Source organism: Paraburkholderia sp. GAS38, assembly GCF_050434965.1.
Lineage (GTDB): Bacteria > Pseudomonadota > Gammaproteobacteria > Burkholderiales > Burkholderiaceae > Paraburkholderia > Paraburkholderia phenazinium_A.
Genome location: NZ_JBNDJO010000003.1, coordinates 216,535 through 241,195, shown reverse-complemented (window position 1 = coordinate 241,195; position 24,661 = coordinate 216,535). Strand labels below are relative to the sequence as shown.

The 24,661-nt window shown below is 64.1% G+C and carries 26 protein-coding genes; 6 read left to right on the top strand and 20 right to left on the bottom strand.

Annotation, left to right across the window (positions count from 1 at the left end):
* Positions 1-5: 5 nt before the first annotated feature.
* Positions 6-1,289 carry an MFS transporter gene (locus P3T42_RS08615; protein WP_074294448.1) on the bottom strand — a complete coding sequence of 428 codons (1,284 nt, stop codon included), beginning with the start codon at positions 1,287-1,289 and terminating at the stop codon, positions 6-8.
* 390 nt (positions 1,290-1,679) lie between these two features.
* Here P3T42_RS08615 and P3T42_RS08610 point away from each other — a divergent pair, with 390 nt between their 5' ends.
* On the top strand, positions 1,680-2,279 hold the full coding sequence (locus tag P3T42_RS08610) for a glutathione S-transferase family protein (RefSeq protein ID WP_429305748.1): 600 nt from the start codon (positions 1,680-1,682) through the stop codon (positions 2,277-2,279).
* A 195-nt stretch (positions 2,280-2,474) separates the two neighbouring features.
* A complete protein-coding gene (locus P3T42_RS08605) occupies positions 2,475-3,365 on the top strand; it encodes an NAD(P)-dependent oxidoreductase (protein WP_429305957.1) in 891 nt (296 codons plus the stop codon).
* Positions 3,366-3,376: 11 nt separating this feature from the next.
* On the opposite strand, the gene P3T42_RS08600 is transcribed toward P3T42_RS08605, so the two are convergent.
* Positions 3,377-4,174: an AraC family transcriptional regulator gene (locus P3T42_RS08600; protein ID WP_429305747.1), complete on the bottom strand. Its 798-nt coding sequence runs from the start codon at positions 4,172-4,174 to the stop codon at positions 3,377-3,379.
* Between the two features lie 198 nt (positions 4,175-4,372).
* Between P3T42_RS08600 and P3T42_RS08595 the strand changes: the two genes are divergently transcribed.
* Entirely contained in the window at positions 4,373-4,966 is a 594-nt protein-coding gene (locus P3T42_RS08595; protein WP_429305746.1) for a LysE family translocator, read from the top strand.
* Between the two features lie 39 nt (positions 4,967-5,005).
* Here P3T42_RS08595 and P3T42_RS08590 read toward each other — a convergent pair whose 3' ends face one another.
* Positions 5,006-5,848, bottom strand: a complete 843-nt coding sequence (locus P3T42_RS08590; RefSeq protein ID WP_429305745.1) for an AraC family transcriptional regulator — start codon at positions 5,846-5,848, stop codon at positions 5,006-5,008.
* A gap of 2 nt (positions 5,849-5,850) precedes the next feature.
* The gene (locus P3T42_RS08585) at positions 5,851-6,657 is read right to left on the bottom strand and encodes an alpha/beta fold hydrolase (protein ID WP_429305744.1); all 807 of its coding nucleotides are present in this window, start codon (positions 6,655-6,657) and stop codon (positions 5,851-5,853) included.
* Positions 6,658-7,019: 362 nt separating this feature from the next.
* Here P3T42_RS08585 and P3T42_RS08580 point away from each other — a divergent pair, with 362 nt between their 5' ends.
* Together P3T42_RS08580 and P3T42_RS08575 are read left to right on the top strand one after the other, a co-directional pair.
* A complete protein-coding gene (locus tag P3T42_RS08580; protein ID WP_074294441.1) occupies positions 7,020-7,259 on the top strand; it encodes a hypothetical protein in 240 nt (79 codons plus the stop codon).
* 41 nt (positions 7,260-7,300) lie between these two features.
* A complete protein-coding gene (locus tag P3T42_RS08575; RefSeq protein ID WP_429305743.1) occupies positions 7,301-7,564 on the top strand; it encodes an H-NS family nucleoid-associated regulatory protein in 264 nt (87 codons plus the stop codon).
* A 161-nt stretch (positions 7,565-7,725) separates the two neighbouring features.
* Here P3T42_RS08575 and P3T42_RS08570 read toward each other — a convergent pair whose 3' ends face one another.
* The 4 genes from P3T42_RS08570 to P3T42_RS08555 all read right to left on the bottom strand — a co-directional run bounded on the left by P3T42_RS08570 (position 7,726) and on the right by P3T42_RS08555 (position 12,635).
* Entirely contained in the window at positions 7,726-8,274 is a 549-nt protein-coding gene (locus P3T42_RS08570) for a glutathione peroxidase (RefSeq protein WP_074294439.1), read from the bottom strand.
* A gap of 150 nt (positions 8,275-8,424) precedes the next feature.
* On the bottom strand, positions 8,425-9,882 hold the full coding sequence (locus P3T42_RS08565; protein ID WP_429305742.1) for an efflux transporter outer membrane subunit: 1,458 nt from the start codon (positions 9,880-9,882) through the stop codon (positions 8,425-8,427).
* Between the two features lie 7 nt (positions 9,883-9,889).
* Positions 9,890-11,401 carry an MDR family MFS transporter gene (locus tag P3T42_RS08560; protein ID WP_253190113.1) on the bottom strand — a complete coding sequence of 504 codons (1,512 nt, stop codon included), beginning with the start codon at positions 11,399-11,401 and terminating at the stop codon, positions 9,890-9,892.
* Between the two features lie 109 nt (positions 11,402-11,510).
* Positions 11,511-12,635 carry an HlyD family secretion protein gene (locus tag P3T42_RS08555; protein ID WP_074294437.1) on the bottom strand — a complete coding sequence of 375 codons (1,125 nt, stop codon included), beginning with the start codon at positions 12,633-12,635 and terminating at the stop codon, positions 11,511-11,513.
* A gap of 105 nt (positions 12,636-12,740) precedes the next feature.
* On the opposite strand from P3T42_RS08555, the gene P3T42_RS08550 reads away from it, so the two are divergent.
* Positions 12,741-13,544: a CerR family C-terminal domain-containing protein gene (locus P3T42_RS08550; protein ID WP_429305741.1), complete on the top strand. Its 804-nt coding sequence runs from the start codon at positions 12,741-12,743 to the stop codon at positions 13,542-13,544.
* Between the two features lie 269 nt (positions 13,545-13,813).
* On the opposite strand, the gene P3T42_RS08545 is transcribed toward P3T42_RS08550, so the two are convergent.
* The 12 genes from P3T42_RS08545 to P3T42_RS08490 all read right to left on the bottom strand — a co-directional run bounded on the left by P3T42_RS08545 (position 13,814) and on the right by P3T42_RS08490 (position 24,658).
* Positions 13,814-14,395 carry a TetR/AcrR family transcriptional regulator gene (locus tag P3T42_RS08545; protein ID WP_074294435.1) on the bottom strand — a complete coding sequence of 194 codons (582 nt, stop codon included), beginning with the start codon at positions 14,393-14,395 and terminating at the stop codon, positions 13,814-13,816.
* A gap of 161 nt (positions 14,396-14,556) precedes the next feature.
* The gene (locus P3T42_RS08540; protein ID WP_429305740.1) at positions 14,557-14,859 is read right to left on the bottom strand and encodes a type II toxin-antitoxin system Phd/YefM family antitoxin; all 303 of its coding nucleotides are present in this window, start codon (positions 14,857-14,859) and stop codon (positions 14,557-14,559) included.
* 306 nt (positions 14,860-15,165) lie between these two features.
* On the bottom strand, positions 15,166-16,269 hold the full coding sequence (locus P3T42_RS08535; protein ID WP_429305739.1) for an iron-containing redox enzyme family protein: 1,104 nt from the start codon (positions 16,267-16,269) through the stop codon (positions 15,166-15,168).
* Positions 16,270-16,503: 234 nt separating this feature from the next.
* Positions 16,504-17,931, bottom strand: a complete 1,428-nt coding sequence (locus tag P3T42_RS08530) for a Do family serine endopeptidase (RefSeq protein WP_429305738.1) — start codon at positions 17,929-17,931, stop codon at positions 16,504-16,506.
* Between the two features lie 98 nt (positions 17,932-18,029).
* Positions 18,030-18,455 (bottom strand): hypothetical protein, encoded by a 426-nt coding sequence (locus P3T42_RS08525; protein ID WP_429305737.1) that lies wholly within the window; start codon positions 18,453-18,455, stop codon positions 18,030-18,032.
* Positions 18,445-19,218 carry a hypothetical protein gene (locus P3T42_RS08520; protein WP_429305736.1) on the bottom strand — a complete coding sequence of 258 codons (774 nt, stop codon included), beginning with the start codon at positions 19,216-19,218 and terminating at the stop codon, positions 18,445-18,447. The genes P3T42_RS08525 and P3T42_RS08520 overlap by 11 nt, the downstream gene beginning before the upstream one ends.
* Positions 19,219-19,243: 25 nt before the next feature.
* Positions 19,244-20,149 carry a peptidylprolyl isomerase gene (locus P3T42_RS08515; protein WP_429305735.1) on the bottom strand — a complete coding sequence of 302 codons (906 nt, stop codon included), beginning with the start codon at positions 20,147-20,149 and terminating at the stop codon, positions 19,244-19,246.
* A gap of 65 nt (positions 20,150-20,214) precedes the next feature.
* A complete protein-coding gene (locus P3T42_RS08510) occupies positions 20,215-20,667 on the bottom strand; it encodes a YbaB/EbfC family DNA-binding protein (protein WP_429305734.1) in 453 nt (150 codons plus the stop codon).
* Complete coding sequence (locus P3T42_RS08505) at positions 20,664-21,242, bottom strand: YbjN domain-containing protein (RefSeq protein WP_429305733.1); 579 nt, start codon at positions 21,240-21,242, stop codon at positions 20,664-20,666. Before P3T42_RS08505 ends, P3T42_RS08510 begins: the two co-directional genes overlap by 4 nt.
* Before the next feature lie 100 nt (positions 21,243-21,342).
* Positions 21,343-22,020 carry a hypothetical protein gene (locus P3T42_RS08500; protein ID WP_074294428.1) on the bottom strand — a complete coding sequence of 226 codons (678 nt, stop codon included), beginning with the start codon at positions 22,018-22,020 and terminating at the stop codon, positions 21,343-21,345.
* 8 nt (positions 22,021-22,028) lie between these two features.
* Complete coding sequence (locus tag P3T42_RS08495) at positions 22,029-23,843, bottom strand: putative porin (RefSeq protein WP_143788255.1); 1,815 nt, start codon at positions 23,841-23,843, stop codon at positions 22,029-22,031.
* A gap of 107 nt (positions 23,844-23,950) precedes the next feature.
* Complete coding sequence (locus P3T42_RS08490) at positions 23,951-24,658, bottom strand: energy transducer TonB family protein (protein ID WP_429305732.1); 708 nt, start codon at positions 24,656-24,658, stop codon at positions 23,951-23,953.
* Between the last annotated feature and the right edge of the window lie 3 nt (positions 24,659-24,661).

The following is a 24,661-nucleotide window of genomic DNA, read 5'->3' as shown; positions in this document are numbered from 1 at the left end:
CACCCTCAGGAGTGCGCCTCGCCCGGTCGCGAGGCGTGCGCCGTATGCTCCGTGGGATCGGCCACGTCGGCCAGATCGCGACCACGCGTCTCCGGCAGCATCCATGCGGCCGCCACGACCAGAAAGTACGACAGCGCCGCGCACAATCCCATCGCGGCACCCAGCGGCACCTTTGCGCTCAGCACGCCGACCAGCGTCGGCATCACCGCGCCGAGTGCACGGCCGGCGTTGCCGCACAGGCCCTGTGCCGAGCCGCGGATGCTGGTCGGAAACAGCTCCGCAATATAAGCCCCCGTGCCGGCCGCTGTCCCCGATTGCAAGGTGCCTAGCAGGAAGCCGAAGAACAGCGTCACAGTCAGGCTGATCGGTGCAAACGTGTAGATCGCTACCGCCACCGCCTGGCAGCAGGCGATCGTGATGAACGTGTAGCGGCGTCCCAGGCGATCGGCCATCCAGCCGTTCAGAAACGCACCGGCGAAGGAGCCGAGGATATTCAACGCAAGGTAGCCGCCGATGCTGTTGATCGACAGATGCAAGGCCAGTTTCAGGTACGCCGGCAGCCACGTGATCATCACATAGTTGCCGCCATAGATGCCGAACGTGAGGAGGATCGCCTTGAGCGTCGTGCCACGCAGCGGCGCGGAAAACACATCCCATACGCTCGTTTTGCCTTTGTGCTGCGCGCGGGTCTTTGCATAAACAGGCGCTTCCTGGATATTGCGCCGGATCCACAGCACCAGCACAGCGGGGAAAATGCCGAGGCCAAACAGAACGCGCCATGCGATAGCGGGCGGCAGATAGTCGAACATGATTGTGGACAGCAGCACCGCGACGCCATAGCCGAGTGCCCAGCCCGCTTGCAGCGCACCCACCACCCGTCCGCGCACTTCGCGGTTGATGGTCTCGCTGATCAGCACCGCGCCGACGGCCCATTCGCCACCAAAACCGATACCTTGCAAACTGCGCGTCACCATCAGTTGCCAGAACGAATTCGTGAAGGCGGACAGCAGGGTGAAGGCGGAAAACCACAAGATGGTGAGTTGCAGGATCCGCACGCGTCCATAACGGTCGGAGAGAATGCCGGCACCCCAGCCTCCGAGTGCCGCCATGATCAGCACTGTCGTGCCCAGCAGCCCTGCCTGTCCTCGCGTCATGCCCCATAACGCAATGAGGGTTGGAATTGCGAGGGCATACATCTGGGTGTCCATGGCGTCGAGGCCCCACCCGCTGAAGCATGCCCAGAAGGTGCGCTTCTCGGGCGCGGATAATTCGGTGAACCACTTCAGCATTCTTTGTCTCCTTTGGGGCGGCTCCATCGTGAGCTCTTCGAGGCCCTTGATTGCGATGACGCCACCTGCCCAAACGCTTTGAGCAGTTTTTGATTCTAGGCCCGAAGCCCCCAGGGCCGCCTATCAAACCAGTCGCAATTGCCATCTCTTTTTCTTATCGGCGATCTGCGCGACATGGATTTTCCAACCGCAGAGCGCCTTCCGGGATTGGCTCCGGCCACGCATTGCATCGAGAAAACCCTTATGGGGACCGGGTGAACCGCGCGCCGAAGCACGAGACGCCAGGACGGAGCATGGCTTGACCCATCGCTCACAGTTGCAGCCAAAGATCGCGCAATGCCATACTCGTAGAAGCCCATTCGAACCCATTCATTCGGCATCTGACGATTCATGTCCTTGATCATTTACGGCACCAGCCGCTCGCGCGCTTTACGTGTTCTCTGGATGGCAACCGAGCTCGGCCTCGAATTCGACCACGAGCCGCTCGACTGGCGGGACTGTCGGCAAAACGCCGCGTATCGACTGGTGAATCCGGCCGGTACGATCCCCTCCATCTCCGACGACGGCTTCGTCCTTGCGGAATCGCTAGCCATCAACCTCTATCTCGCGCAAAAGTCCGGCATGCTGTGGCCCGGCAACGCGAAAGATCAGGCGTTGACCCTGCAATGGACACTGTGGGTCGCCACCTCCCTCGAAACCGCTTATACGCAGTGGGCGTCGCATACCTACTGGCTCCCGGAAGCGGCGCGCGACGCCGCGCTCGCGGCCTCGGCCGCAGTGCAGATGCAGGGTCCGCTAGACCACCTGGAACGGGCGCTGGCCAGATCGGAATGGCTGGTCGGAACCGCGTTCTCCGCGGCCGATCTCAACGTTGCAAGCGTGATCAGTGTTGTGCGGCGTTTCGAGCGAGAGAAGCGGCCCAACGTCTCGAACTGGCTCGACCGCTGCTGCACCCGTCCTGCATTTCAGCAGGCCGCGAAGCGGCCGTAAAGCGGTCCCTCAGAGGTCTTGGCGTCGCCGCGAACGCGGCGCGTGCGCTGCACAATCGTTCAAGACGATACACGCCACCCGGGCCTACCATCCTGAGCGGATGCCGTGCGTATGAAGTACGAAGCCAGGCACTCGTACGATACGAACGGCAAAAGCAACGCACCCGCCGCGTCGCGCACGCGGCCACAGCATGGGATGGAGGCACATATGGACATCGGTTTCATCGGCCTGGGTGTCATGGGACAGCCCATGGCGCTCAATCTGGCCCGCGCGGGCACACAACTTATCGTATGGAACCGCTCCGGCGAAAGAAGCGAACCGTTGCGCGCGGCCGGCGCTCACATCGCAAGCAATCCTGAAGACATCTTCCGGCAAGCGCGTGTCGTCATCCTGATCCTGGCCGACGACCACGCAATCGACACCGTGCTAGGCCGCGGCACGCCGCAGTTCCGAACGAACGTCGAGCAGCACACCATTGTCCATATGGGGACGACCTCGCCCGAATACTCGCGCGGACTCGAAGCGGAGATTCGCGCCGCCGGCGGCAGTTACGTGGAAGCGCCCGTCTCCGGCTCGCGCAAACCCGCGGAGGCCGGGCAACTGGTCGCGATGCTCGCGGGCGAGAGCGAAGCGGTCGAAAGCGTCCGTCCGCTATTGCAGCCCATGTGCCATCAAACAATCGTCTGCGGCTCGGTTCCGAGCGGACTCCTGATGAAACTCGCGGTCAACCTGTTCCTCATCACCACGGTCACCGGTCTTGCGGAAGCGGCGCATTTTGCCGAACAGCATGGACTGGACATGCAGCAATTCCGCGCCGTGGTCGATGCGGGGCAGATGGCAAGCGGCATCTCACGCGTCAAGATCCTCAAGCTCGTGACGCGCGACTTCGAGGTTCAGGCCGCCATCACCGACGTGCTAAAAAACAATCGGCTGATCGCGGAGGCGGCCAGAGAAGCCAAGGTGGCGTCGCCACTGCTCGACGTCTGCTACGCGCTATTCGGCGAGACCCTCGCGCTAGGGCACGGCCAGGAAGACATGGCGGCGGTCGTCCACGCGCTCGAGGCGCGAACCGAATCCGGCGCGTGAGGGCCGAGGCGCTATTGAAGCGCCGCCGCCCATCTTGCGGGCGTCAGCCCATAGGCACGTTTGAATTGCCGCGACATGTGGCTCTGATCGGCGAAGCCGGCTTCGAGCGCGGCGTCCATCAAGCTCGCGCCGCTCGTCACCGAACGACGCAGCAGATCCAGTTGCCGATGGGTGCGAAAGCGGCTCGGACTGGTCCCAAAGGCGGCGCGAAACTGCCGCGCTAGTGCCCAACGGTCGAGACCGGCCAGTTGTTCGAGTTCGTCCATGGGATGACGCACGACCGGCGCGCTTGCCAGCCGGTCGCGGACTTGCGCCAGACGATCGAGCGCAAGCGGCGCGGCTTTCGTCTGCGGCCCGCTCGCGGCATGAACGAGCAGGTTGGCGATGGCCGCCACAAGGTCGACGCGCGCGAGCTCGTCGATGTCCTCGTCGATATCCCAGACCTCGGTCACACCCAACGCCGCAAGACGGGTTGCCTCCACCACCGGATTGGCGACGAACGGCAGCGGCTTTCCGCCTAGCGCCTCCTGCACGAGCGCCGGATCGATATACACCATCCGGTAGCTGAAGCCTTCCTCGGTGCCCGCGCTGCCGTCGTGCGTCTCGTCGGGATGAAGGATATGGCACTGACCCGGCAGGCAGTGCCAGCGCTGCCCCCTGAAATTGAAGCTCTGCACCCCCGCTCGCGTCACGCCGATGGCATACGTGTCGTGACGATGCGGGGCAAACGGCCGGCCATGGAAACTCGCCTCCATGCGCTCGATGCCCGCAGCGCCCGTGCCGTTCCTGATGCGGTCTCCTGCGGCCATGTCGTCTCATCCTTGCGTTGCGGGTTGGCGGGCGCGATCTGACTTCTGCGGGCCATCTTAGCATTGGGTCCGAGCCGACGTTTGGCGTCGCTCCGGTCTGAAAAACCGCCAAAGGGTAGTTTTCTTCAATACGCATCACGCCCTCGCCCGATACCTTCGGACCTCACCACTTCCGAACCAATCGATCAAAGGCAGGCGATGAGTATTTTTCTTTCCATGGCGGCGTTTGCGCTGGCTTCGTCCATTTCTCCCGGGCCGGTCAATCTCGTCGCCCTCAGTAGCAGCGCGCAATACGGACTGGGCGCCAGCATGCGGCACGTAACCGGTGCGACGGTCGGCTTTACGTTGCTGCTCCTGCTAATCGGTTTGGGCCTGCGTGAAGTGCTCAATCAGTGGCCGTGGCTCACCACGGTGATTCAATGGGCCGGCGTGGGGTTTCTGTTCTTCATGGCCTATAAGCTCGCCGTCGACGATGGACGGCTGGGCGCCGATCGCGCTCAAGCAGGCCGGGGACCGTCCGCGCTATCCGGCGCCGCGATGCAATGGCTCAACCCAAAGGCATGGCTAGCGTCCGTTGCGGGCATGGGGGCCTATGCCGCAAACGGCGACCGGAGCGTGGTCTGGCAGTTCGCCGCGCTCTACTTCCTGATCTGTTATGGATCCATTGCGTGCTGGGCCTTCGCCGGGTCGTTTCTGCGTCAGCATCTGCGCGACGCCGCCCGGGTGCGGCTGTTCAATCGCCTGATGGCGCTGCTGCTAGTCGCCAGCGCCGTTTATCTGCTCGAAGCCTGAAGACCGGCGATATCGTGTTTCGCGCTTCGCGCGTTACGCTCAGCGGCGATATTGCCCCGGCGTAGCCGCTACGAATTTCCTGAAGGCCCGTTGCAGATGGGCCTGATCGGCAAAGCCTGCTTCCGCGGCCACCTCGGCAATCGCGCGTCCGCGTTTGAGCTGCGAGCGGCTATATTCGATGCGGCAGTTCACCAGGTAAGCATGGGGCGTCATGCCGTAGCGATCCTTGAAGGCGCGAATCAGATAGGACGCCGAGAGATCCGCTGCGGCGCAGATCTCCTCCAGCCGCAACGAGCGCACGCAATGCTCCCTGATGTATTGCGCAGCACGCGCCAGCTTGAGGTTGTCGCCCCCCGCCACCGGAACCGGCGCAGGACTCAGTGTGCGACACATGCCGGAAAAGAACTCAACGGCGGCGCTGTGCTTTTGCAGTGTGTCGGCGTACTCGTCCGTGAGCGCGGCATGCAAACGGTTCAAGCCGTCGTACAGACCCACTTGCGTCGTCAGGGTGGTTGAGAACGGGCGGAAACCCGGGTCCTGACTGACGCCCAGTTCGTGCTGCAGATTGCCCAGCCATTCCACGTCTACATACAGCATGCGGTATGACCAGGGCTGATCGTCGTCCGGATTGCAGGCATGCACCACGTCCGGGTTGATGACCACCACCGAACCCGGCCCGGCGCGTTCCAGCACCTTGCCGTTCACGTACGTACTGCGGCCACCGGTGACCGCGCCGATTGAAAACGCTTCGTGAGCGTGCTTGCCGTAGCACACCTCGCGGCCATCCTCGACCGAGCGCGCTTCGATAAACGGCAGCGCTTCATCGCGCCAGAAGCTCTGGACTGCGGTTTCCTTCGTCGATGAGATCGCAGCGTTTTTCATGGTCAATCCAGAACCCCGGCAAGAAAGCCGGCCATCACGTCGTTGAACTGTTCGGGCCTCTGTAGCGGAGCGAAATGGCTCACGCCAGGCATCGTGATTAACTCCGCACCGGGAATGCTGCGGGCAAGATATTCCGCGTGCTCCGGTTTGATGAATTCATCGTGCTCGCTCTGTACGACCGTGACCGGCACGCGAATCCTCGCGAGATCGTTGGCGGTGTAATTCGGTTGCGTCTTCATCATTTCACTGACTGCGCCGACAAATGCGTCGAACTGGTCCGGTGTGGCCGACAGTTGCGCATAGTCCGTGGCGTGACGGCCGAAACACCGTTCGATCACCGGTGTGGCGACGAATGACTTCGTGCCGCTCGGGTCCATGTTGCAGCCAAAGAACAATACCCCGGCAACACGCTCAGGCGCTTGCGCGCCCAAAATCAAGGCTATGCAGGCACCGTCGCTCCAGCCCACCAGGGCGGCTTTCCCGAGTTGCAGGACATCCATGACGGCAAGCACGTCCGACGCCATCAATTCATAGGAATAGGCACGCGCATCGCGCGTACTGCGTCCGTGTCCGCGACTGTCGATCACGACGGCACGATGCCCTGCGCCGATCAGCGCAGGTACCTGATACCCCCAGTTGCCGCTATGGCCGAGGCCGCCGTGCAGCAGAATCACCGGCGTGCCCGCGCCATACGTGGCGTACCAGATCCGGGCGCCGTCATGCTCGACATGGCCCTCACGGCTCGCCGGCGGCAGAGGTGCCGCGCCGTGTGCTGCAAACTGCCTGAGTTCGTCGTCGTACGGTTCCATCCTGGCTCGCCTCAAGGTATGCGCACGTGCTTGAAGGATGAAAGGATAACCGAGGCGCGCCCGGAATGCGGATCCACGCACGCTTGACCGATGCTGCAACGCATTCGCGCGAACCGAGCCTGACAAGTTAACACCAATCGGCCCCAGTTAACAGCCCTAAAGTGATATTTCGCAACACGCCCTGGCGCTTCGCCGCAGTTCCTGGCAAGCTATGGAAATCGGTCGCTGTTCTCAGGTATTTCTCCTGGCGTATCGCCAACTAAAGTGGTGTAATCGACATCATCTGAATTTGCCTGGGACTGCCACACTATCCCGGTACCCCTGCAATCCACCATCTTTCGCTTAAAGCGTGGAGGTTCACCATGTCGACCCATGCACACTCGCGTGAAGCCAACGCTGCCGAACGATTCGTTCGTGCAACCAGGCAAGTAGATATCGCCTTTCGCGTGGTCAGAGGCGAGGACGTGCCGCACAGCCGGCATATCGAGCATTCGCTGGCCCTTCGCCAGCTTGAACAGGCGTTGGACGAACTCGCCGAGGCTCAGGATTTCTTCGACTCGGCGGTCGGCAAGATCTCGCCGCAGCTCAAGCGGACCAACTGAGCGCGTCGTCCGTCGGCTTTTGTTTTGGCTTGTCAGAAACCATGTCTACGACGATTGAACGCCTTGACGGAGAAGCGCGCGAACGTCTGATCCGCTGGATTCGCCATCGCATGGAAGAATTCGGCATTACGCACGCGGCGCTCGCGCAGTCGCTCGATTCCGACCTCAAGAAACAGCAGGTCGTGTCTTACCGGGATGCATGGGGCAACACCTGGAACGGCCGCGGCGATCTGCCGGAGTGGCTGCAGCGCGCCGTAGCAGCCGGACAAAGCATCGAACACTTCCGCTGCGGCGAGGGCGCCTGAACCCGCCGCCGTATGCGCATTGGCTCGAGCATTACGCGGTCAGTTGAATTTGAATTGAAGACGACGGCAAGCGTTAGGCTGGCAGCAGCAAGCCGCGGAACGCAGAGCCTTCGATAAAGCATTTGGCGGCCAGCAGATTCCCACTGGCCGCCTCGCAAGACTTACTGCCTGGCCAATTCCGCATCGATAGCGGCAACCAGACGCGGATCGTCCGCCGTGACGTCCGGCGCAAAGCGCCCCACCACTTCGCCGTCGCGGCTGATCAGAAACTTTTCGAAGTTCCACAGCACGTCTGCCTGATTCTCGGGATTCACGCCGTAGCCCTTCAGGCGTTCGCGGAACGGGCCGTCACCGGTCGCGACCGGCTGCTTTTCCGTCAGCGCCGCGTACAGCGGATGCTGGTCTTCGCCAAGCACGGAAATCTTCGAAAACAGCGGAAAGTGCACGTCGTACTCGGTGGAGCAGAACGAAGCGATCTCCGCGTCGCTGCCGGGCTCCTGGCCTTTGAAGTTGTTGGCGGGAAAGCCCAGCACTTCGAGGCCGTCGGCGCGCTTCGTCTGGTACAGGCTCTCCAGTGCGTTGTATTGCGGCGTGAGGCCGCATTTGGACGCCACGTTGACCACCAGCAGAACCTTGCCGCGATAGTGCGCGAGGCTGCTGTCCTGACCGTCGATCGCTTTCAGGGGAATATCGTGTAACGCGAGTGCCATAAAGTCTCCATTGCCGCCAGGTGGGCAAATAATGTGGGCGAACCAGAAGACTAACGGAGTTCCACGTTTGCTGCAGGGCGTGCCATCGACGCCAACGCCAACGCCGTACGGTTGACGACGCGCACCCGCCCCACGCAGCAGCGCAAGCTTTTATTCAGGCGTCTCCCACCCCAGCCCCAGACTCTTTTGCAGCGCGACGTAATCGTTGATCAATTGCGCGTCGCTCTGGATGCGGTTCTGTTCCGCCGAATAGCGGGTTCGCTCCGTATCGAGCCAGTCGAGCGCAGTGGTCGTGCCCGCGCGATAACGCTGTTCCGTCAGCACCGCGGCGTGCGTGGCGGAGCTCTCCACCTCGCGCAGACTCACGTCGTTCTGGCGCTCGTGTCCGTAACGTGACAGCGCCACGTCGGCGTCTTTCAGCGCGCCCAGCACCGCGCTCTCATACTTCGCCTCGGCCTCGTCGCGGCCGGCCTTGGCCTGATTGACACTCGCCTGGTTGCGGCCGAAATCGAGAATATTCCATTGCAGGTACGGCGCGCCGAGCCAGGTGTAGTTGCTCTTGCGCAGCAGATGCCCCGGATCGGACGCGCTAAAGCTCAGGTCGCCAAACAGCGTGACCTTCGGAAACCAGTCGGCGACATGCTCGCCAATCTGCGCATTCTGCGACGCGAGGCGCCGCTCCGCCGCGCGAATGTCGGGACGCTGGCGCAACAGGCGCGCAGGGTCGCCCACTGCCACCGTGGCCGGCAAGGTGGGAAGCGCTTTGGGCACGGCCAGTTCGCTATCCAGCGCGCCGGGCTCGCGGCCGGTCAGCACGGCGAGTTCATCGAGCGACTCGGCCACCTGGGCGTCGAGCGGAATGATGCTCGCCTGGGTGTTCTCGACCTGCGAGCGGATGCGTTCGACGTCGAGATCGGAAGCGACCCCGCGCGCGCGGCGCTGCTCGGTCAGCGTGAGGATGCGCGATTCCAGGTCCGCGGATTCATGGCCGATCGTCACGCGCTGCTGCTGGTCGCGCAAGCCCACATACGCCTGGGCGACCTCGGCGGCGAGCTGCACATGCGCATCGGCGAGATCGGCTTGCGAGGCATCCGCCTCGGCCGACGCCGCCTCGATCGCACGCCGCGTGCCGCCGAAGATGTCGATTTCCCAGGTCGCATCGAAGCCCGCGAGGTAAAAGCCAATCGGTCCGCCGCCGCTCGAGGACGAACTCGAGCCGCCTTCGAGCGACGTCAGATCTGGAGAACGCGTGCGCAGATACCCGGCGGTCGCCGAACTCTTGGGCAATTCCTCGCGCTGCTTCTCCGTGAGCCCGGCGCGTGCCTCTCGCACGCGCGCCTCGGCGGCGTGCAGGTCGGGGCTGTTCTTGAGCGCGGTATCGATCAACGCGTTGAGCTGCGGGTCGTTCAGCGCCAGCCACCATGCGGCGGCCACCGGCGCCGTCGACACCGTGCCCGGTGGCGCGCGGTTGAACGCGCCGGCTTTCGCCGCCAAGGGGGCGGCTTGCGGTGCGCCGTGATAGTCGGGTCCCACCGTGCAACCGGCCAGCATCAGCGCGGCCGTCACGGGAAGCAGGCCAAGACAGAGAGCGGTGTTGAGTGACTTCATGGTGTTTTCAATGTCCTGCCGACGGCGTGCCGACAGCCGGCTTCTTAAGAAAGAACGCAAGCGGAATGCAAAGCAACAGTGCGACGCCAAGCACGTAGAACGTTTCGGAGTACGTCATGACCAGCGCTTGCAGCTGCATGGTCGCGCTCAACTGGCCGATTGCCTGAAGCTTGGCGTAGGCCATGTCGCCGCCCTGCGCGAAGAAACTGGCCGCGCTCGCCGTGAGGTGTTCCTGCCCGATCAATGAATTGGCCGTCACCGATTCGCGGATCACGTCTTCGTGAAACGTGTTGCGGCGGTCGATGAAGGTACCGAGCAGCGCGAGCCCGACCGACCCGCCCAGGTTGCGCGCCATGTTGTAGAGACCGGCGGCATCGCCCGCTTCTTCGCGCGGCACGGCTGCCATCGACGCCTGATTGAGCGGCATCATCGCCAGCACCTGCCCCACGCCGCGCAGCAGTTGCGACCACGTGAAATCATGGCCGACGCTTTGCGCGGTGAGCGAAATGTCGAGCATGCAGCTCGCGGCGAAGCAGCACAGCCCGGCAATCACCATCAGGCGCGTATCCACGCGGCCCATCAGGCGCGGCAGCACCGGCATCAACAGAAACGCGGGCACGCCGGACACCAGCATCACCGCGCCGGACTGCTCGGCGTTGTAGCCCGACACGCCACTCAGGAACTGCGGCAGCAGGTACGAAACGCAATAGAGCCCTGCGCCGACGGTGAAGACGATGAAGATGACGCTGGCATAGCGGGTGTTCTTCAGGAGCTTCAGGCGCACGATGGGCGTTTTCGCCACGAACTGCGCGATCACCAGCAGCAGGATGCCCGCCGCCGAGAGGACGCTGAGCCACGTGATCATCGACGATTCGAACCAGCGTTCGCGCTGCCCTTCCTCGAGCACGACGGTCAACGAACTGAGCCCTGCGGCCAGTCCGACGATGCCGAGCCAGTCGGCCTTGATGAACTGCGACCAGTCGGTGCGCCCCTTGTTCAGCCCGACAAACAGCAGGATTACCAGCGCCACGCCCACCGGTATGTTGAGGAAGAAACACCAGCTCCAGTCGATATTCTCCGCGAGCCAGCCGCCCACCACCGGACCCAGCAGCGGCCCGAGCAGGACGATCAGGCCGAACATGGTCATGCCGATGGGCATCTGATGACGCGGCAGGCGCGTCGCCACGATGGTCTGCGCAGTCGGAATCATCGCGCCGCCCACAAAGCCCTGGCCGATGCGCCCCGCGATCATCTGCGGCAGGCTGTGCGAGATGCCGCACATGATGGAGAACAGCGTAAATAGCGTGGCGTTGCCGAGCAGGAAGTTGCGCAGCCCGAACACGCGCGTGAGCCATGCGGCAAGCGGGATCATCACGATCTCGGACATCAGGTAGCCGGTCGAGATCCACGTGCCTTCCGTGCCCGTCGCGCCGATTTGCCCCTGGATCTGCGGCAGGGCCGAGTTCGTGATGGAGATGTCGAGCGTGGCCATCAGCGCGCCGAGCGCGCCCGCCGCCACCGCGATCCAGTCGCCGGCGCTGGCGTTGGGCGGTAGCGCGGCTTGCGCCGGCTTCGCTGCGCCCGGCGTGCCGGATGCGGCGGCCGGTGAAGTGGCGGGGGTGCTGGAATTAGCCACGCCCGTTTTCCCGTTCGATGCGTTGTGCCGTATCGCGTGCGCTACGGGTGTCCACGTCGACGTTCACCGAGAGGCCCGGCAGCAACACCTTGCGCGTTTCCGGACCGGCCGCGATGCGGATCTTCACCGGCACGCGCTGCACGATCTTGGTGAAGTTGCCGGTGGCGTTCTGCGCGGGCAGCAGCGCGAACTGCGAACCGGTGCCGGGCGAGAAGCTGTCCACGGTGCCGTGCAGATCGGCGCCGGGCAACGCGTCGATGCGGATTGTGGCCGGCTGGCCGACCCGCATCAGGCCGATCTGCGTTTCCTTGAAGTTCGCCGTGAGGTACACGTCCTGCACCGGCACGATGGTCATCAGGCGCGTGCCGGGCTGCACGTACTGGCCGACGCGCACCGTGCGGTCGCCGACGCGTCCGGCAATCGTACTGCGCACCAGCGTGTCGTCCGTGTCGAGCTTCGACTGGTCCGCGGCGGCGAGCGATGCGTCGAGTTGCGCATGGGCTTGCTGGATCTGCGCCTGCAGGTTCGCCACCTGCCGCTCGGCGACTTGCAGCGCCGCGGCATCCGCCGCGCGCGTGGCGCTCGCCTGGCGCGCCGTATTGCGCAGGTCGGCGACACGTTCGTCGGTCTCGGCTCCCGTGACCGCGAGCGGCTCGTAGCGCTTGACCTGGGCGAGCGCATGCGCCTCGTTCGACACGGCGCCGTCGAGCTGCGCGCGCGCCTGCCCGATGCTCGCCTGCTGCTGCGCCAGCTCGGCCTCGCCACGCAGGATATCCGCGCGGCGTGCCGCCACCGTTGCGTTCGACTGCTCCAGCGCAGCCGTGTATTGGCGACTGTCGAGCCGCACGAGCGGCTGTCCGACGGCGACCGTCTGGTTGTCGCCCACCAACACTTCCGCCACATATCCCGACACTTTCGGCGCAACAGTCATACTATCGGCTTGCAGATAGGCGTCGTCAGTGCCTTGTATGAAACGGCCCACTGTCCACCAGCGCACGCCGTAGGCGGCGGCTGCGACGAGGGCAATCACGCCGGCCGCCATGAGCAGCCGGCGCGCGGGAGAACGGCGAGCAGGGGTTGCAGCCCCGGCATCGTTGACGGGAAGGGTGGCCGACATGACGACTCCAAATTTTTTCCAATTGGTATAATTATTCCAGTTGGCAAAATTCTGTCAATTGATATATTTTTGCCTGGCTTACGAAAACTTCAAGGAAACAGACGGATGTCCCCTTCCCCGAGACATCGCCATGCCGTCGACGGCGGCTACCCGCGCGGCGAAGAAACGCGCGCCCGCATCGTCGCGGCGGCGCTCAACCTGTTTGGCGAACACGGCTTCGACGGCGCCTCCACGCGCGACATCGCCGAGCGTGCGGGCGTCAACGCACCGGCCATCGGCTACTACTTCGACAACAAGGAAGGGGTGTACCTGGCCTGCGTGGAGCACATCGTGTCGCGGGTCTGGGAACAGCTCGCGGGCCCGGTCGAGGCCGCCGAGGCTGCGCTGGCGAGCCAGGCGGACGACAACACGCTGATCGAGGCCCTCTGCGCGATTCAGGCGCGCGTCGCCGAGTTCATGCTCACCTCCTCCGAATCCAGCCACTGGCGCCCGTTCATGGCGCGCGAGCAAGCGGGGCTCGGGCCCACCTCAGGATACGAAATGATCGAGAAGCGCATTAGCCGCCGCATGACCGCCGTCAACGCGGGGATCGTAGGCCGGCTGCTTGGACGTCCGGCGGATGACGAGGAGACGCTGATTCGCACGCTGACGCTGAACGGGCCGCTGCTCGTGTTCCACACTCACTGCCGCAAGTCGCTGGGGGTGCTGGGCTGGGACGCCATCGACACCGAGCGGCTGGCGAAACTGATGCGTATCGTGAAGCAGCACACGGTGATTCTGCTGCAAAGCATGACTGAGATGCGGGGCGCTACGCTGCCGCGCGAGTCGAAACCGCAAGCGGTCAAAGCGGTGCGGACCCGGCGCCGTCAAAGCAGTGCGGGCGCGGCGCGCGTCTTGGGAGAGGGGTGATGCAGTAGCGTGGCTCGAGCGGCGAGCCGCGCGTGCGACCCGGATCGCGCTGAGCGCGTCGGGAAAGCCAGGGAATAAGGGGGGAAGTGTGACGAATCGCCAGATGAGGAGTCCGGCTTCGCCCCAGCCGGGAGCTAGATCCGCCACGAGAGTCATTGTGCCCCGTATGCTGCCCGCCGTCATCGCACGAGTCCGCAAAGCACCCTTACCGATTCTGTGACAATCCATCTACGGTGTGCCGAGGGGATCGCTCATTCCCCTCACACCCGCTACGCTTTTGCCGCCACCACCAACTGCTGCGCGATCTCCCACGCCAGCATGGCGGATTTCGGCTGACCCGAGATCTGCGCCGTCACAGTCGCCCCGTCGATCAGAATCAGGAATTGCTCCGCGAGCCGCGCGGCCACGTCCGGCGCGAACATCTCTTCGAGCAGTTCACCGATCAGTTGCGTCACGTGCTGCTTCTGCCCAGCGGCGGCGCGATGAATCGCGTCAGCGTGATCGGGAAATTCGGAAGCGGCGTTGATGAACATGCAGCCGCAGAACGTCTCCGTGCTGAACCACGCTTCGTGCCACTGAAACACGGCCTTGATGCGTTCGAGCGGCACCGTATAGCCCGCGATGAACGCCCGCAACGACTCCGCCGCCTGCTCTTCGCGTTGCCGCAGCACTTCGAGCACCAGTTCGGATTTCGAAGCAAAGTGGTTATACAAAGTCATCTTCGCAACGCCGGACTCCGCGATAATCCGATCGATGCCGACTGCGTGGTAGCCTTCCTGCGCGAACAACTCAGTTGCTTTGGCAACCAGCGCTTGCCGTTTGCCTTGAATAGGTTTCTGTGTAAGTGACATCGATCAATCGGCTACATGCTGTGGGCCGGACGATGTTGCGAGACGCTGCTCAACAGAATCTCGCGAAGCCGTCCGAACGGTGTCGTACTACCCGAATCCAACGCGTCACTGCCCCGTCCCGCCGGCCGGTGCGCATCCGGCCACGGCGCTTGTCTGCCAGGCTATTTGCCGCTCGAGGTACCCAGGACCAGCGCGGGCAGCGCCGACGAAAAATGCATGGGCGTAGCCAGCGCGACGCTGCGAATCTGCATGTCGATCTGCGCCACGCTGGTGTTCAACTCAACGTCTTTCAACCGGCTCATCAACTCGGCCCATTGTTCGATAGACACGAGACAGGCAATGGGTCGCTGATGCCGCATCACGATCAACGGCTGCTCGCCTGCATCGCGTAATGCCTTCGACGGATTCTTGCTCAGGTCGCGCGTCGTAATTGAACGCGCGCTATGTGTCGCCGACGTTTCCATTCAGGTCCCCTGCAAAGACAACCTACGGTTAACCGCCGTCAAGGTGTGAGCTCGCTTGCACTTACCGCATGCAAAACGAACGCAAACATGAAGTAATGTTCAGTAAGGTGCTACAAGACCGACACAGTCTATACAGACCGGTCTATTTAGGCGATAGGTCAGACAACAAAATTCGTTGAATTATTTTTGACATTACCTTACTGAAACATTACGCAGGACTGCAGAGCGCGAGAATGAAAAAAAGCCCACCGGGCGGGCGCGGGAAGCGCCGACCCGATGGGCGAGCGGGAAGCGGTTGAGGTGCGGTCAGGCGAGTCTAAGCAAGCTCTCGTGCAGGTCGTCGTAGTACTGGGCGCAGGTATTCAAACGCCATTGGGCGCCCACGTAGACGTCGTTCATGCGATGCGGAAATTTACCGGCCAGCGGGACGATCACGTTCGACAGCCAACCTTCGGCATGCACCACATCGATGCTGACGTGTTCGTCGTAGTAGTCCAGCTCGCCGGCGCCACCGAGGCCAAGGCGCCGGCAACCGCGCGTGAGCTTTTCATACTGGGACGGGTCCAGCAGTTCCGTCACCGCCATAACGCCGAGCGACTTGAAGCCCTGGCTGCGGTTCAGGCCGGTCATCATGAACAGGTTATAGCCGGCAAGCCCCTGCCAGTTGAGCAAGGACGCGTGATCGTCCTCGGCCGGCGCAATGCCGGTGGTGAGCAGCAGGTTGCGGAATAGCGTCACGTGACTGCGCACCGGATCGCCCTTGCCGGCTTCGTCCCAGAAGTTCTGCGAAAGCTCGCCGCGCACGGCCGGGTCGGAGCCCAGTAAGGCAAGCACGATCAGATCGAAAAAGCGGATGTTGAGCGCACTATCGCTGCGGAAGAATTCCGTGAGTTGCGTCTGGGTGGCCTGCGTCTCAAGAAAATCGAACAGCGGATGCTTCGACGCGCGATGCTGCGCCGACGTCGAGCAAATCGCCTCGACCAGTTCCTGCGGAGTGCGCAGTTCGACCGGTGCGATCTCGCCCAATGCCGCCGAGCCGAGCCAGCGACGTTCAATGCTGCCGCGCAGACGGGTCAGATAGGGATTGAACTGGTTGTGCGTGCGCATGCTCGCGGCCGGCGCAACGTGCAGGTCATATAGTGCGAACAGAATGGCATGCACGTCCGCAAGGGCGCGTTCGTCATGCTGTTCGAAGGCGGCGTCCACGGTCCGGTCGACCTGCTTCGACAGTGCGTCGAATTCCCCCGGGTATTCGTCGAAGTACATTTCGAGCGTGGGGTCTTCGACAATCGTCCGGATCGCCGCGGCGACATTGGTCCATGTGGAAGAGTTTGCCGCGAGCGGCGGTAATACGATCTCGCGCCCGGGCGATTGACTCGCGTGTTCGGACGAGCTTGGCATGCTAAACATGGGCATCCTCGACGTGGATGTTTGTTATGCATCCGCATGCGGGTCACGGATGGCCCGACACAACAAAAGGCCGCTGCAGGCGCGAGCGTCGGTGCTTGCGAATTGTGTGGTCGGGGCGTTTCAGCCGCATGTCGAAAGGTACTGACAATTTCAACCAGGTGCGTCGTGGCGCGCACAAGTCACGGGCTTCGCGTTTCGCTGCGCGCCGCTAACGGTTCCATGCGACCGCAGTGACTAGCCGAGGTCGATAGGCACGTACTGGCGGCTCGTGCCGCGCTGGATCAGCAGCGCCGCGTTCCCACGCGCGAGCCTGAGCGCCTCGGCGAGCTGATCGATCGTCGCGACCGGCGTTTCGTTGACCGACAGGACGATATCGCCCGGCTTGAGTCCGACGCTCGCCGCGCGGCCCGTCACCTGCTGCACCAGCAGACCGTGATCGACGCCGACCTTTTGCTGCTCCTGCGGCGTCAGCGGCCGCACCGTCACGCCAAGCCGCGAAGGCGTCTGCGTCGCAGCGGGTGCGGCGCCGTTCGCATCCATCGCGCCCACTGTGACCGTCATATGCGTCGCGGTGTTCGAACGCCAGACCAGCAGATCGACCTGACCGCCCGGCCGGACCCTGGCGACGGTCGTCAGCAGATCGGCCGAGTCGCTGACCGGTGTGGCGTTGACTGCCAGTACGACGTCGCCCGGTTGCAAGCCGGCCTGCGCCGCTGGGCCGCCCGGCTCCACGGTACTAATCAGCGCCCCGTCCGGCTTTGTCAGCCCAAACGAGCGCGAGAGCGACTGGCTGACTTCCTGCACCACCACGCCCAGCCGTCCGCGGCTCACCTGACCGGTCTTCTGCAACTGGTCCTTCACGTCGAGCGCCACGTCGATCGGAATCGCAAACGACAAACCCTGGTAGCCACCCGTTTTCGTGTAGATCATCGAATTGATCGCAATCACACGGCCATCGAGGTCGAACAGCGGGCCGCCGGAATTGCCGGGGTTGATCGGAACGTCGGTCTGGATGAACGGGATATATGCCTCGCCGGGCAGCGAACGGGACTTGGCGCTGACGATGCCGGCCGTCACGGTATTGGCAAATCCATAAGGAGAACCAATCGCCATCACCCAGTCGCCCACCTCGGTGCGGTTCGGATTGCCGGTCACGACCGCCGGCAGATCTTTGGCGTCCACCTTGACGAGCGCGACATCGGAGAGCGCGTCGCTGCCGATCACCTTGCCCTTGAACTCGCGCTTGTCGGTGAGCTTCACGTCGACTTCGGTCGCATCGCCCACCACGTGACGGTTGGTCAGGATGTAGCCGTCGCTGCTCACGATAAAGCCCGATCCCAGGCTCATTTCTTCGCGATTGCCGATTACGCGCCGCGCCAGAAACGGCGCAAGCGGGTTACCCGGTTCGATGCCGGGCGGCAACTGCACGCCCATCTGCGTCACCTCGCGCGTCACGCTGATGTTGACCACAGCCGGGCCGTAGCGTTTGACGAGGCTCGAGAAGTTCGGCAGCGCGGCCTGCGCGAGCGTCGCCGGCGCCGACTCCTGGGCCTGCGCGCCGGGCGGCAGTGCCGCGCCGCCTGCGACCGCCGCGGCCCACGTCGTCGCCAGCGCGAGCGTGACCCAGCGGGGCTTGCGAATAGATTGCGACCTGTCGTTCATAGCGTTGTCCAACGTCCTTGCGAATGACGCATCTGCGCAGCGTGTACGTCCCGCATGCCCGCCGCGTGATCCGATCCCGCCGCGTTTGTCGCGCGTGCTCATCGGGGCAGCGGCACGGCTTGAGGCGGTTGCGGACGCTGCGGCGTCACCGACTTGCCCCAGTTGGAACCGAAGCGGATGCTTTCGGCGGAGTAGTTGAAGGTGCCCGTGCGATTGGAGGGCCCGGTGGCAAGCGCTTGCGCGGGATTGGCCGCGGACGCGCCGCCTGCCACGCTGGCCGGTGCAAGCTGCTGGCTGAGGCAGTCGTATGAAAGCGCGCGCACGCCGTCCACTTCGGCGTCCACACAAACCCGCTTCGACGGCGCCGCTGTTGCTGCGCTTTCCGGTGGACCTACCGCCCGTTGCGCCGACGCAGGAAGCGCCGCGCCGATCCAAACCGCGACGACCAAGGTCCACGAGCGCATGCGCCGGGCACCCGGTCCAGCCGTCTGCCGAACGGCCATCTCCTCGCGCTCATTGATCATCGCCGTCTTCCCGATGCGCAAACTGCTTTGCGGCATTGCGCTGCATGAAGCGATCGAAGGCCCGCACTTCAGCCCGGCTGATCGCCACACGGCCGATATCCTGCGCCCGCTCGACGCGCACCACCCGCTCCCAGTGCAGAAGCTCCGCGGCCGTCGGAAACGGCGTATGAAGCGGGTCCCGATACATCAGCCGGAACAACTGCGCGGCCGGCGCGCCGGCACGCCACAGATCGCCGACGTCGCGCACCCGTCCGTCGAACCAGAAGCGCACCCACGTCATCTCTTCCTCGCCGCTGCGCACGGCGATAAAGCCGGCGAGCACCAGCAGGACATAGGGCACGTCCTTCAACTCCAGCGGCGCATAGGACCACAGGTTCAAGACGTCGGCGTATTCGATCAGTTCGGTGAAGCGCTCGAGACTCAAAACCGGCACCATGCCGCGTGCAATCCGGAAGTGCCGCTTCCAGTTGAACAGAAAGCGGGCACGCTGCTCCTGCGCCACCAGCGGCCGCGACAAGGTGCTGACGACGAGGCCGTCAGGCTGATAGTTCGAGGTCGCCAGCGGACAGCGGGCCGAGTCCGAGTCGGACAGGTGCCTGAAATAGGCGAACCCGCGCCGCTGGCGATGCGTCTGCACCAGCACCCCGAGGCACAGCGGACATCGCAGCGTCACCTGGACGCCTTGCACGCCGGCGCCCGCCTGGTCGCGCAGCGCGTACTCGTCGACATAGCGCTCGTCGAGCGGGTGCAGGCCTTTGTCCAAGATCACCACGCGTTTGTCGCAGCGCTCACTGCGCCGCGCTCAGCGCCTTTTTCAGGGCGCCTTCGTTGATCGCCACCGTGCCTGGCCCCACCGCCTTCGCCAGATAAGCCTGGGCGGTTTGTGCCTCGCGCTGCTGACGCAAGGTCGCACGGATCTGCTCTTTCACGTCGGCGAACGGACGCACGCTCGCCGGGCGCGATTCGATCAGCTTGACGATATGGAAACCGGCGGCGGTCTCGATCGGCTGCGAGACGTCACCCGGTTTCATCGCATCCGCGGCCTTGCGGATTTCCGGCAGCAGCGCCTGATCGGGCACGAAACCCATATCGCCGCCGTTCGCGCCGCTCGCCTTGTCCTGCGAACTGGCCTTGGCGATGGCCGCGAAGTCCGCGCCGCTCGCATGCGCCTGTTTCGCCAGATCGGCCGCCTGCTTGCGAGCGGCGTCGAGCGTCGCCTTGTCCGCGGTCTGCGGAGCGGCAATGAAAATCTGCGCAAAGTGCAGCGCCGCCGGCAGGATGAAGACCGACTTGTTCTGATCGTAGGCCGCCTGCATATCGGAGTCCGAAGGATAATCGGACGGCGGCGCCGAGATCGACGCCAGATAGCTGCGCGCGAGCGCTTCCTGCTGCGCCTGCTCGAGTACGCGCTTCACCTGGGGCTGCTTGTCCCAACCCTTGGCGCGTGCCTCGGTCAGCACAGTCTGCTCGGCGAGCTTGGCGCGCACGAGCTGATCGAGTCTGGCCGGATCTGCGGCGAGGCGCATCCGCGTATTCGCGTCGAGCGACTGCAGCACGCTCGTGATATCCGACTGCGTGACGGACGCCTGACCGGTGCTGGCAATCACGTCGTCCTCTGCGTGCGCCGCAAGCGAGACGCCCATCAGGGGCCCGCATACCAGCAGGCCGCTCACTACCCTGGCAACTGTCTTCATCGAAAACCTCCCACTCCTGCGTTAGCCAATCGACGACCGTGCGCTGTCGCGCAACGCGCCGTCGCCTACAACTGTGCAGCCAGACTCAGGCGCACTACTACCGGTTGCCGCATGCCGGGCGGCGGCGCGCGGCCGACCGACTGCGCGCTCAACACCTGCCGCAGATCCGCCTCGGCCTGCGGATCGCCGAACGGCGCGAATTCCACCTGCGTCACACGTCCCGTCGCACCGATCCACGTCCGGATGCTCAACACCACCGGCACCCCGGTCGGGCCGGAAGCCGCGTCGGGCTGCATCCGCTGCTCGAGAAACGCGTGAAAACGCTGCGCTGCGGGCGCTTCGCTTTCGAGCGCCGCCTGGAAGTGGGCCGAGATCCGTTGCGCGTACGTCACCCATGCCTGGGGTGCCTGATCGACCGGCACCGTACCGGCTTGCGCCGGCGCGCCGAATCCGAACAAGCCGACCACCGCCGCTGCCAGCGCGCCGATCCAGCTGCCGCCATAGCCGCGCGGCTTCACTGCAGGGTCGCCCCGTGAGCGGCGTCGCCAGCTTCCGCAGCCGGCTGCGTCTCGGCGCGCTTCGCCGCAGGCGCCTGCTGGCTCTGCTGCACTTGCTGCTGGGCCTGTTGCTGGGCCTGCGCGATCGCCGGACGGTTGCGCAGATGCAGCAGAAACTCCTGAATCAGGCGGTCCCACAGTTCGATCGTCGAGCTCAGATAGCGCTCGGTCACCCCACCGGCGACGATCACGTCCATCTCCAGCAGCAGGAATTGCGCGGTGGAAGACAACCGCGCGAAACGCTTCGAGCGATTCCAGCTCAACACCAGTTCCGGCGGCAGTTCGCCTTGCACCTGCATCGCACAACTCAGCGTGTAGTCGAGGTAGGCGCCTTGGGTCGCGGCGGCGTTGCCGAAGCGCACCGCAAAGCCCACGCCCTGGCTCGCGCTCATCAACTGAACGATGCCGTTCTGCTCGGCGGGGGTCACGCGGTAACCCGCCGCCTTGAAAAGATCCGCCACCTGTTCGACCGCCACTGCTTCGAGCACCTTTTGTGCGGTGGTGGTTTGTGCGACTTCCGTTTCCTTGCTTGCCATGATCATTTCCCTTGGTTCTGGTGAATGCCAACACGCCCGACAGGTCGTGCGCGCTGCGCATCGAGACGCCCATCCATGAAGCAGCCCGAGCAGCGCTGCCCTACTTCGACGCCGCCGGCGCGGACGCCGGCGCTGCCGCTGCGCGCGGATCGAATTTCCCGGCGTAGAGCTTGTCGCCGAAGTCCTGCCCGATCTCGTCGTACTTCACGCGCGCACTTTGCGCAAACGGCTCGCGCGATTTCAGATATGTGCCGAAACCGACGTGCTCATACGCATCGAGAATCTCGTGGCCCACTTCATAGAGCTGGGCGTTCTTTGCCTCGCAGGTCTGCAGTTGCGCAGATGCCGTCTTGAGCTGGCCTTCCGCCTGGGTACGTTCGGCGTCATGCGAACGCGACTGCGCGACCAGGTCTTCGTACGCCGAACGATATTTCGCCAGTTGCTGGTCGTCCTTCGCGTGACTCGCCTTCTCGGCGGCGAGCGAACGTTGCGCGGCCGCCTGCTCGCCCGAGTTGCCTTTGGCAGCGGCCAGGTCGGCTTGCGCCTGTTTCAGGTCGGCCTGCGCCTTGTCGCGCTGCTGCTCGGCCTGGGCCTTGTCGGCCTGCAACTGCGCCTGCCCGTCCTGCAGATCGCGCAACTGCTGCGTAGTGGTACGAAGTTGCGAGCGCAACCGGTCTTCGATGCTCTGCGCCGAAGCCGGCGCGGCGACGCACAACAGGCCGCCGAGCAAGCCGGCTGCGAGCAGGATGCGGTGACACGCTTGGGTGGACGTTCTCATGGCTCGCCTCAGAAATGGGCGTCAAGTTCGAGCTGCAGCACGTCGATCGACAGCGGCGGCCCGTAGACTTCGCGTGCGCTCAGATAGCGGGCCGACAACCACGCATTGCGTGCGACCGCATACTGCGCGCCGATGATGTAGCCCTTCGCGTTGGTGCCGCCCAGGTTGAAGTCCGGATCGGTGAACGCATCGAGCACTGCGTCCGGTTCCAGATACTTGTACGTCACCGAGAAGTTCCACTGCCCCTTCTCCAGCGTATCCGGCTCGCCGAGCGTCACCTTGAACAGGAAGCCGTTGGCGCCGCTCTTGTAGTCCGCCTGGGTAACTGTGCTGGACGAACTCGCGTTGTTGTAGTTGTTGACCGGCGTCGAGGCCGCGCTGAAGGCGGTGTTCGTGTTGTACGCCAGGTTGCGCACGTACTCGCCGTCGAGCCGCAGCTTGAAGAGGTCCGTCACCTTGGTATCCCACTCGAGCTTGGCGTCGAACAGGCGGTAGTTGTAGGCGAGCCCGAAGAGCTGCGGCTCGGGCGTGTCGCCCGCCGGGAGATTCGGATTCTGCGCAATGTTGCGCAGCGCGATCAGCGTGTTGCCCTTTTGCATGGAAGCGGGCGCATCGTCGTCGGTACTGCAGCTCGTCGCGCCCAGGTACAGCGCGCATGGCGCGGACAACTCGCCCTTCAGATTCATGAAGTCGTAGTAGGCAATCGCGCCTTTGAGCTTGTTCTGCTCGTCGATTTTCCACTCGGCACCCAGTTGCGCACCCAGCATCCACTTCGTGTTGCTCGAGGACGAATCCGCATTTTCGCCGACGAAGCTGTCCGAGCTGTACTGGATCGGGAATACACCGGCCGTACCGAACAGCGTCACACTGTCGTTACCCGGCAAGAGGTGACGGAAGTTCGTGGCAATGCCGTCGAACTCCAGGTCCCTCGAATACAGCAGATCCGACGAGAAGAACGGATTGTCGAAGCGACCCGCGGTGACGTTTAGCCATCCCAGGGGTTGATATTTGAACCAGGCCTGGTTCAGCCAGATATTCTGTCTGCCGAAGTCGTTACCGAGCAGCGTGGTGGTCGACGCCGGGCCGTCGGTGTCGCCGCTCGCCAGTTGCACGCCTGTGCTCAACTGGTCCGAGATCACGGCGGTCACGCCCAGACGCGCACGGACGCTGGCTTCGTTGCGATCCTGAGTAGTATTCAGTTGCGGCGGGACGCTCGTGTTGGTATTCGGATTGACGTCGTACGGGGTGCCCGAGTTGATGGCCGCGAAGTTCGTCAGACCCGTCACGTTGCGCGGCGAGAAGTACTCGCCCTCGTCACGCACACGCACATCGCCGTTGATCGTGATGCGCGAGACCCAATCCGGAAAGGTGTTCGGCTGCGCCCAGTTCTCGGCCTTTGCCTGCGCCACCACTTCCTGCTTCACCTGGTCGCGAATCTGGTCCCGCACCACTTGCGGCACGTACGGCACGGCGACGTCGCCCGGTTGGGTCGGCGCATTCACCACGGCTGCGGCGGCGCGCGGCGCGGAAGCCGAGGCCGCCTTTGCCTGCGCGGCTTCGGCCTGCGCCTGGGCGATCAGGCCGCTCGCGCTTGCCTTCGTCAGCACGCCCTGTTTGACGAGCAGGTTGATCAGGTTGATCACCGTGCTCTCGGTAGGCGGCGCCGTGCCGGCGGCCGCCTGGGTCTCGAGCGATTGCGCATGGGCGCCGCCGGCGAGCGTCATGCCGAGCGCGCCGAGCACCGCGAAGCAGACGCGCGTGCGTCGCAGCCGTCCGCCTTCACCCATCACGCTGCGGCGTCCCCGTGCCGTATCCATAGACATTCCCATTCTCCACTTAACGTGCTGATTTTTTACTGGTGCTGCCCGCTCACGAGTGTGTGAGCGAACCGGTTATTGAATCCGCTGCCGACTCTGTCGAGGCGCTCCGCTTACCCCGGCTTGCGGCCCTGCAACTTGACGAGCTTCGGGTACACCGTTTGCGGCGGCGGTGCTTCATCCACGCGTCCCAGGCTCTCGACCGCCGCGATGACCGCATCGTCGATGCGGGCGTCGCCCGTCGACTGCACGATCGTCACTTTGGTAATGCGGCCTGACGGGTCCATCCACAGATTGAGGCTGCCTGTGAAGCGCGCGCCGCCCGCCTCCTGGACATGCTTGTCCTGCTCGATGGCCCGCTGCAGCGTGTAGCCCAGGTACTGCGCGTAACTCGCGTTGCCGAAGCTGCCCGTACCCGAGCCGCTGCCTGCCATGCCGGTGCCGTCGCCCGCACCGATGTTGAAATTGTCCGTACCCGCCTGGGCCGGGGCGTTCATCGTCATCTGCTTCGGCTGGTTGTCCGAAGGCTTAGGCGCCTCGGCCGGCTTCGGCGCAACCGTCGGCTTGTCCACCGGCGTCTTGACGGTCTCCTGGGTTTTCTCAGGCGGCGGCGTCTGCTTCGGCGGCGGTGGTGGCGGCAACGGAATGACCGTAGTCACTCGCGGCGCTTCGGCACGCTTGACGCCCGCGGTGTCGCTCGCGAAATGCCAGACGAGAGCCGCGACACCGAGCAGCACGAGTACGGCAATCGCAGGCTTCAACCAGCGCCGCCCGCCGCCTTCCGGATCGTCGCCGCGCCCGTTGTCGTAGGTCATTTCCATGGT

Bases quoted from the DNA above. Each gene is read 5' to 3' on its own strand.
- P3T42_RS08515 (WP_429305735.1), bottom strand. From the start codon at position 20,149: ATGAAGACAGTTGCCAGGGTAGTGAGCGGCCTGCTGGTATGCGGGCCC.
- P3T42_RS08585 (WP_429305744.1), bottom strand. From the start codon at position 6,657: ATGGAACCGTACGACGACGAACTCAGGCAGTTTGCAGCACACGGCGCG.
- P3T42_RS08490 (WP_429305732.1), bottom strand. From the start codon at position 24,658: ATGGAAATGACCTACGACAACGGGCGCGGCGACGATCCGGAAGGCGGC.
- P3T42_RS08575 (WP_429305743.1), top strand. From the start codon at position 7,301: ATGTCTACGACGATTGAACGCCTTGACGGAGAAGCGCGCGAACGTCTG.
- P3T42_RS08545 (WP_074294435.1), bottom strand. From the start codon at position 14,395: ATGTCACTTACACAGAAACCTATTCAAGGCAAACGGCAAGCGCTGGTT.
- P3T42_RS08525 (WP_429305737.1), bottom strand. From the start codon at position 18,455: ATGATCAATGAGCGCGAGGAGATGGCCGTTCGGCAGACGGCTGGACCG.
- P3T42_RS08505 (WP_429305733.1), bottom strand. From the start codon at position 21,242: ATGGCAAGCAAGGAAACGGAAGTCGCACAAACCACCACCGCACAAAAG.
- P3T42_RS08600 (WP_429305747.1), bottom strand. From the start codon at position 4,174: ATGGCCGCAGGAGACCGCATCAGGAACGGCACGGGCGCTGCGGGCATC.
- P3T42_RS08610 (WP_429305748.1), top strand. From the start codon at position 1,680: ATGTCCTTGATCATTTACGGCACCAGCCGCTCGCGCGCTTTACGTGTT.
- P3T42_RS08570 (WP_074294439.1), bottom strand. From the start codon at position 8,274: ATGGCACTCGCGTTACACGATATTCCCCTGAAAGCGATCGACGGTCAG.
- P3T42_RS08530 (WP_429305738.1), bottom strand. From the start codon at position 17,931: ATGAACGACAGGTCGCAATCTATTCGCAAGCCCCGCTGGGTCACGCTC.
- P3T42_RS08565 (WP_429305742.1), bottom strand. From the start codon at position 9,882: ATGAAGTCACTCAACACCGCTCTCTGTCTTGGCCTGCTTCCCGTGACG.
- P3T42_RS08495 (WP_143788255.1), bottom strand. From the start codon at position 23,843: ATGTCTATGGATACGGCACGGGGACGCCGCAGCGTGATGGGTGAAGGC.
- P3T42_RS08540 (WP_429305740.1), bottom strand. From the start codon at position 14,859: ATGGAAACGTCGGCGACACATAGCGCGCGTTCAATTACGACGCGCGAC.
- P3T42_RS08550 (WP_429305741.1), top strand. From the start codon at position 12,741: ATGTCCCCTTCCCCGAGACATCGCCATGCCGTCGACGGCGGCTACCCG.
- P3T42_RS08580 (WP_074294441.1), top strand. From the start codon at position 7,020: ATGTCGACCCATGCACACTCGCGTGAAGCCAACGCTGCCGAACGATTC.
- P3T42_RS08605 (WP_429305957.1), top strand. From the start codon at position 2,475: ATGGAGGCACATATGGACATCGGTTTCATCGGCCTGGGTGTCATGGGA.
- P3T42_RS08595 (WP_429305746.1), top strand. From the start codon at position 4,373: ATGAGTATTTTTCTTTCCATGGCGGCGTTTGCGCTGGCTTCGTCCATT.
- P3T42_RS08590 (WP_429305745.1), bottom strand. From the start codon at position 5,848: ATGAAAAACGCTGCGATCTCATCGACGAAGGAAACCGCAGTCCAGAGC.
- P3T42_RS08555 (WP_074294437.1), bottom strand. From the start codon at position 12,635: ATGTCGGCCACCCTTCCCGTCAACGATGCCGGGGCTGCAACCCCTGCT.
- P3T42_RS08500 (WP_074294428.1), bottom strand. From the start codon at position 22,020: ATGAGAACGTCCACCCAAGCGTGTCACCGCATCCTGCTCGCAGCCGGC.
- P3T42_RS08615 (WP_074294448.1), bottom strand. From the start codon at position 1,289: ATGCTGAAGTGGTTCACCGAATTATCCGCGCCCGAGAAGCGCACCTTC.
- P3T42_RS08535 (WP_429305739.1), bottom strand. From the start codon at position 16,269: ATGTTTAGCATGCCAAGCTCGTCCGAACACGCGAGTCAATCGCCCGGG.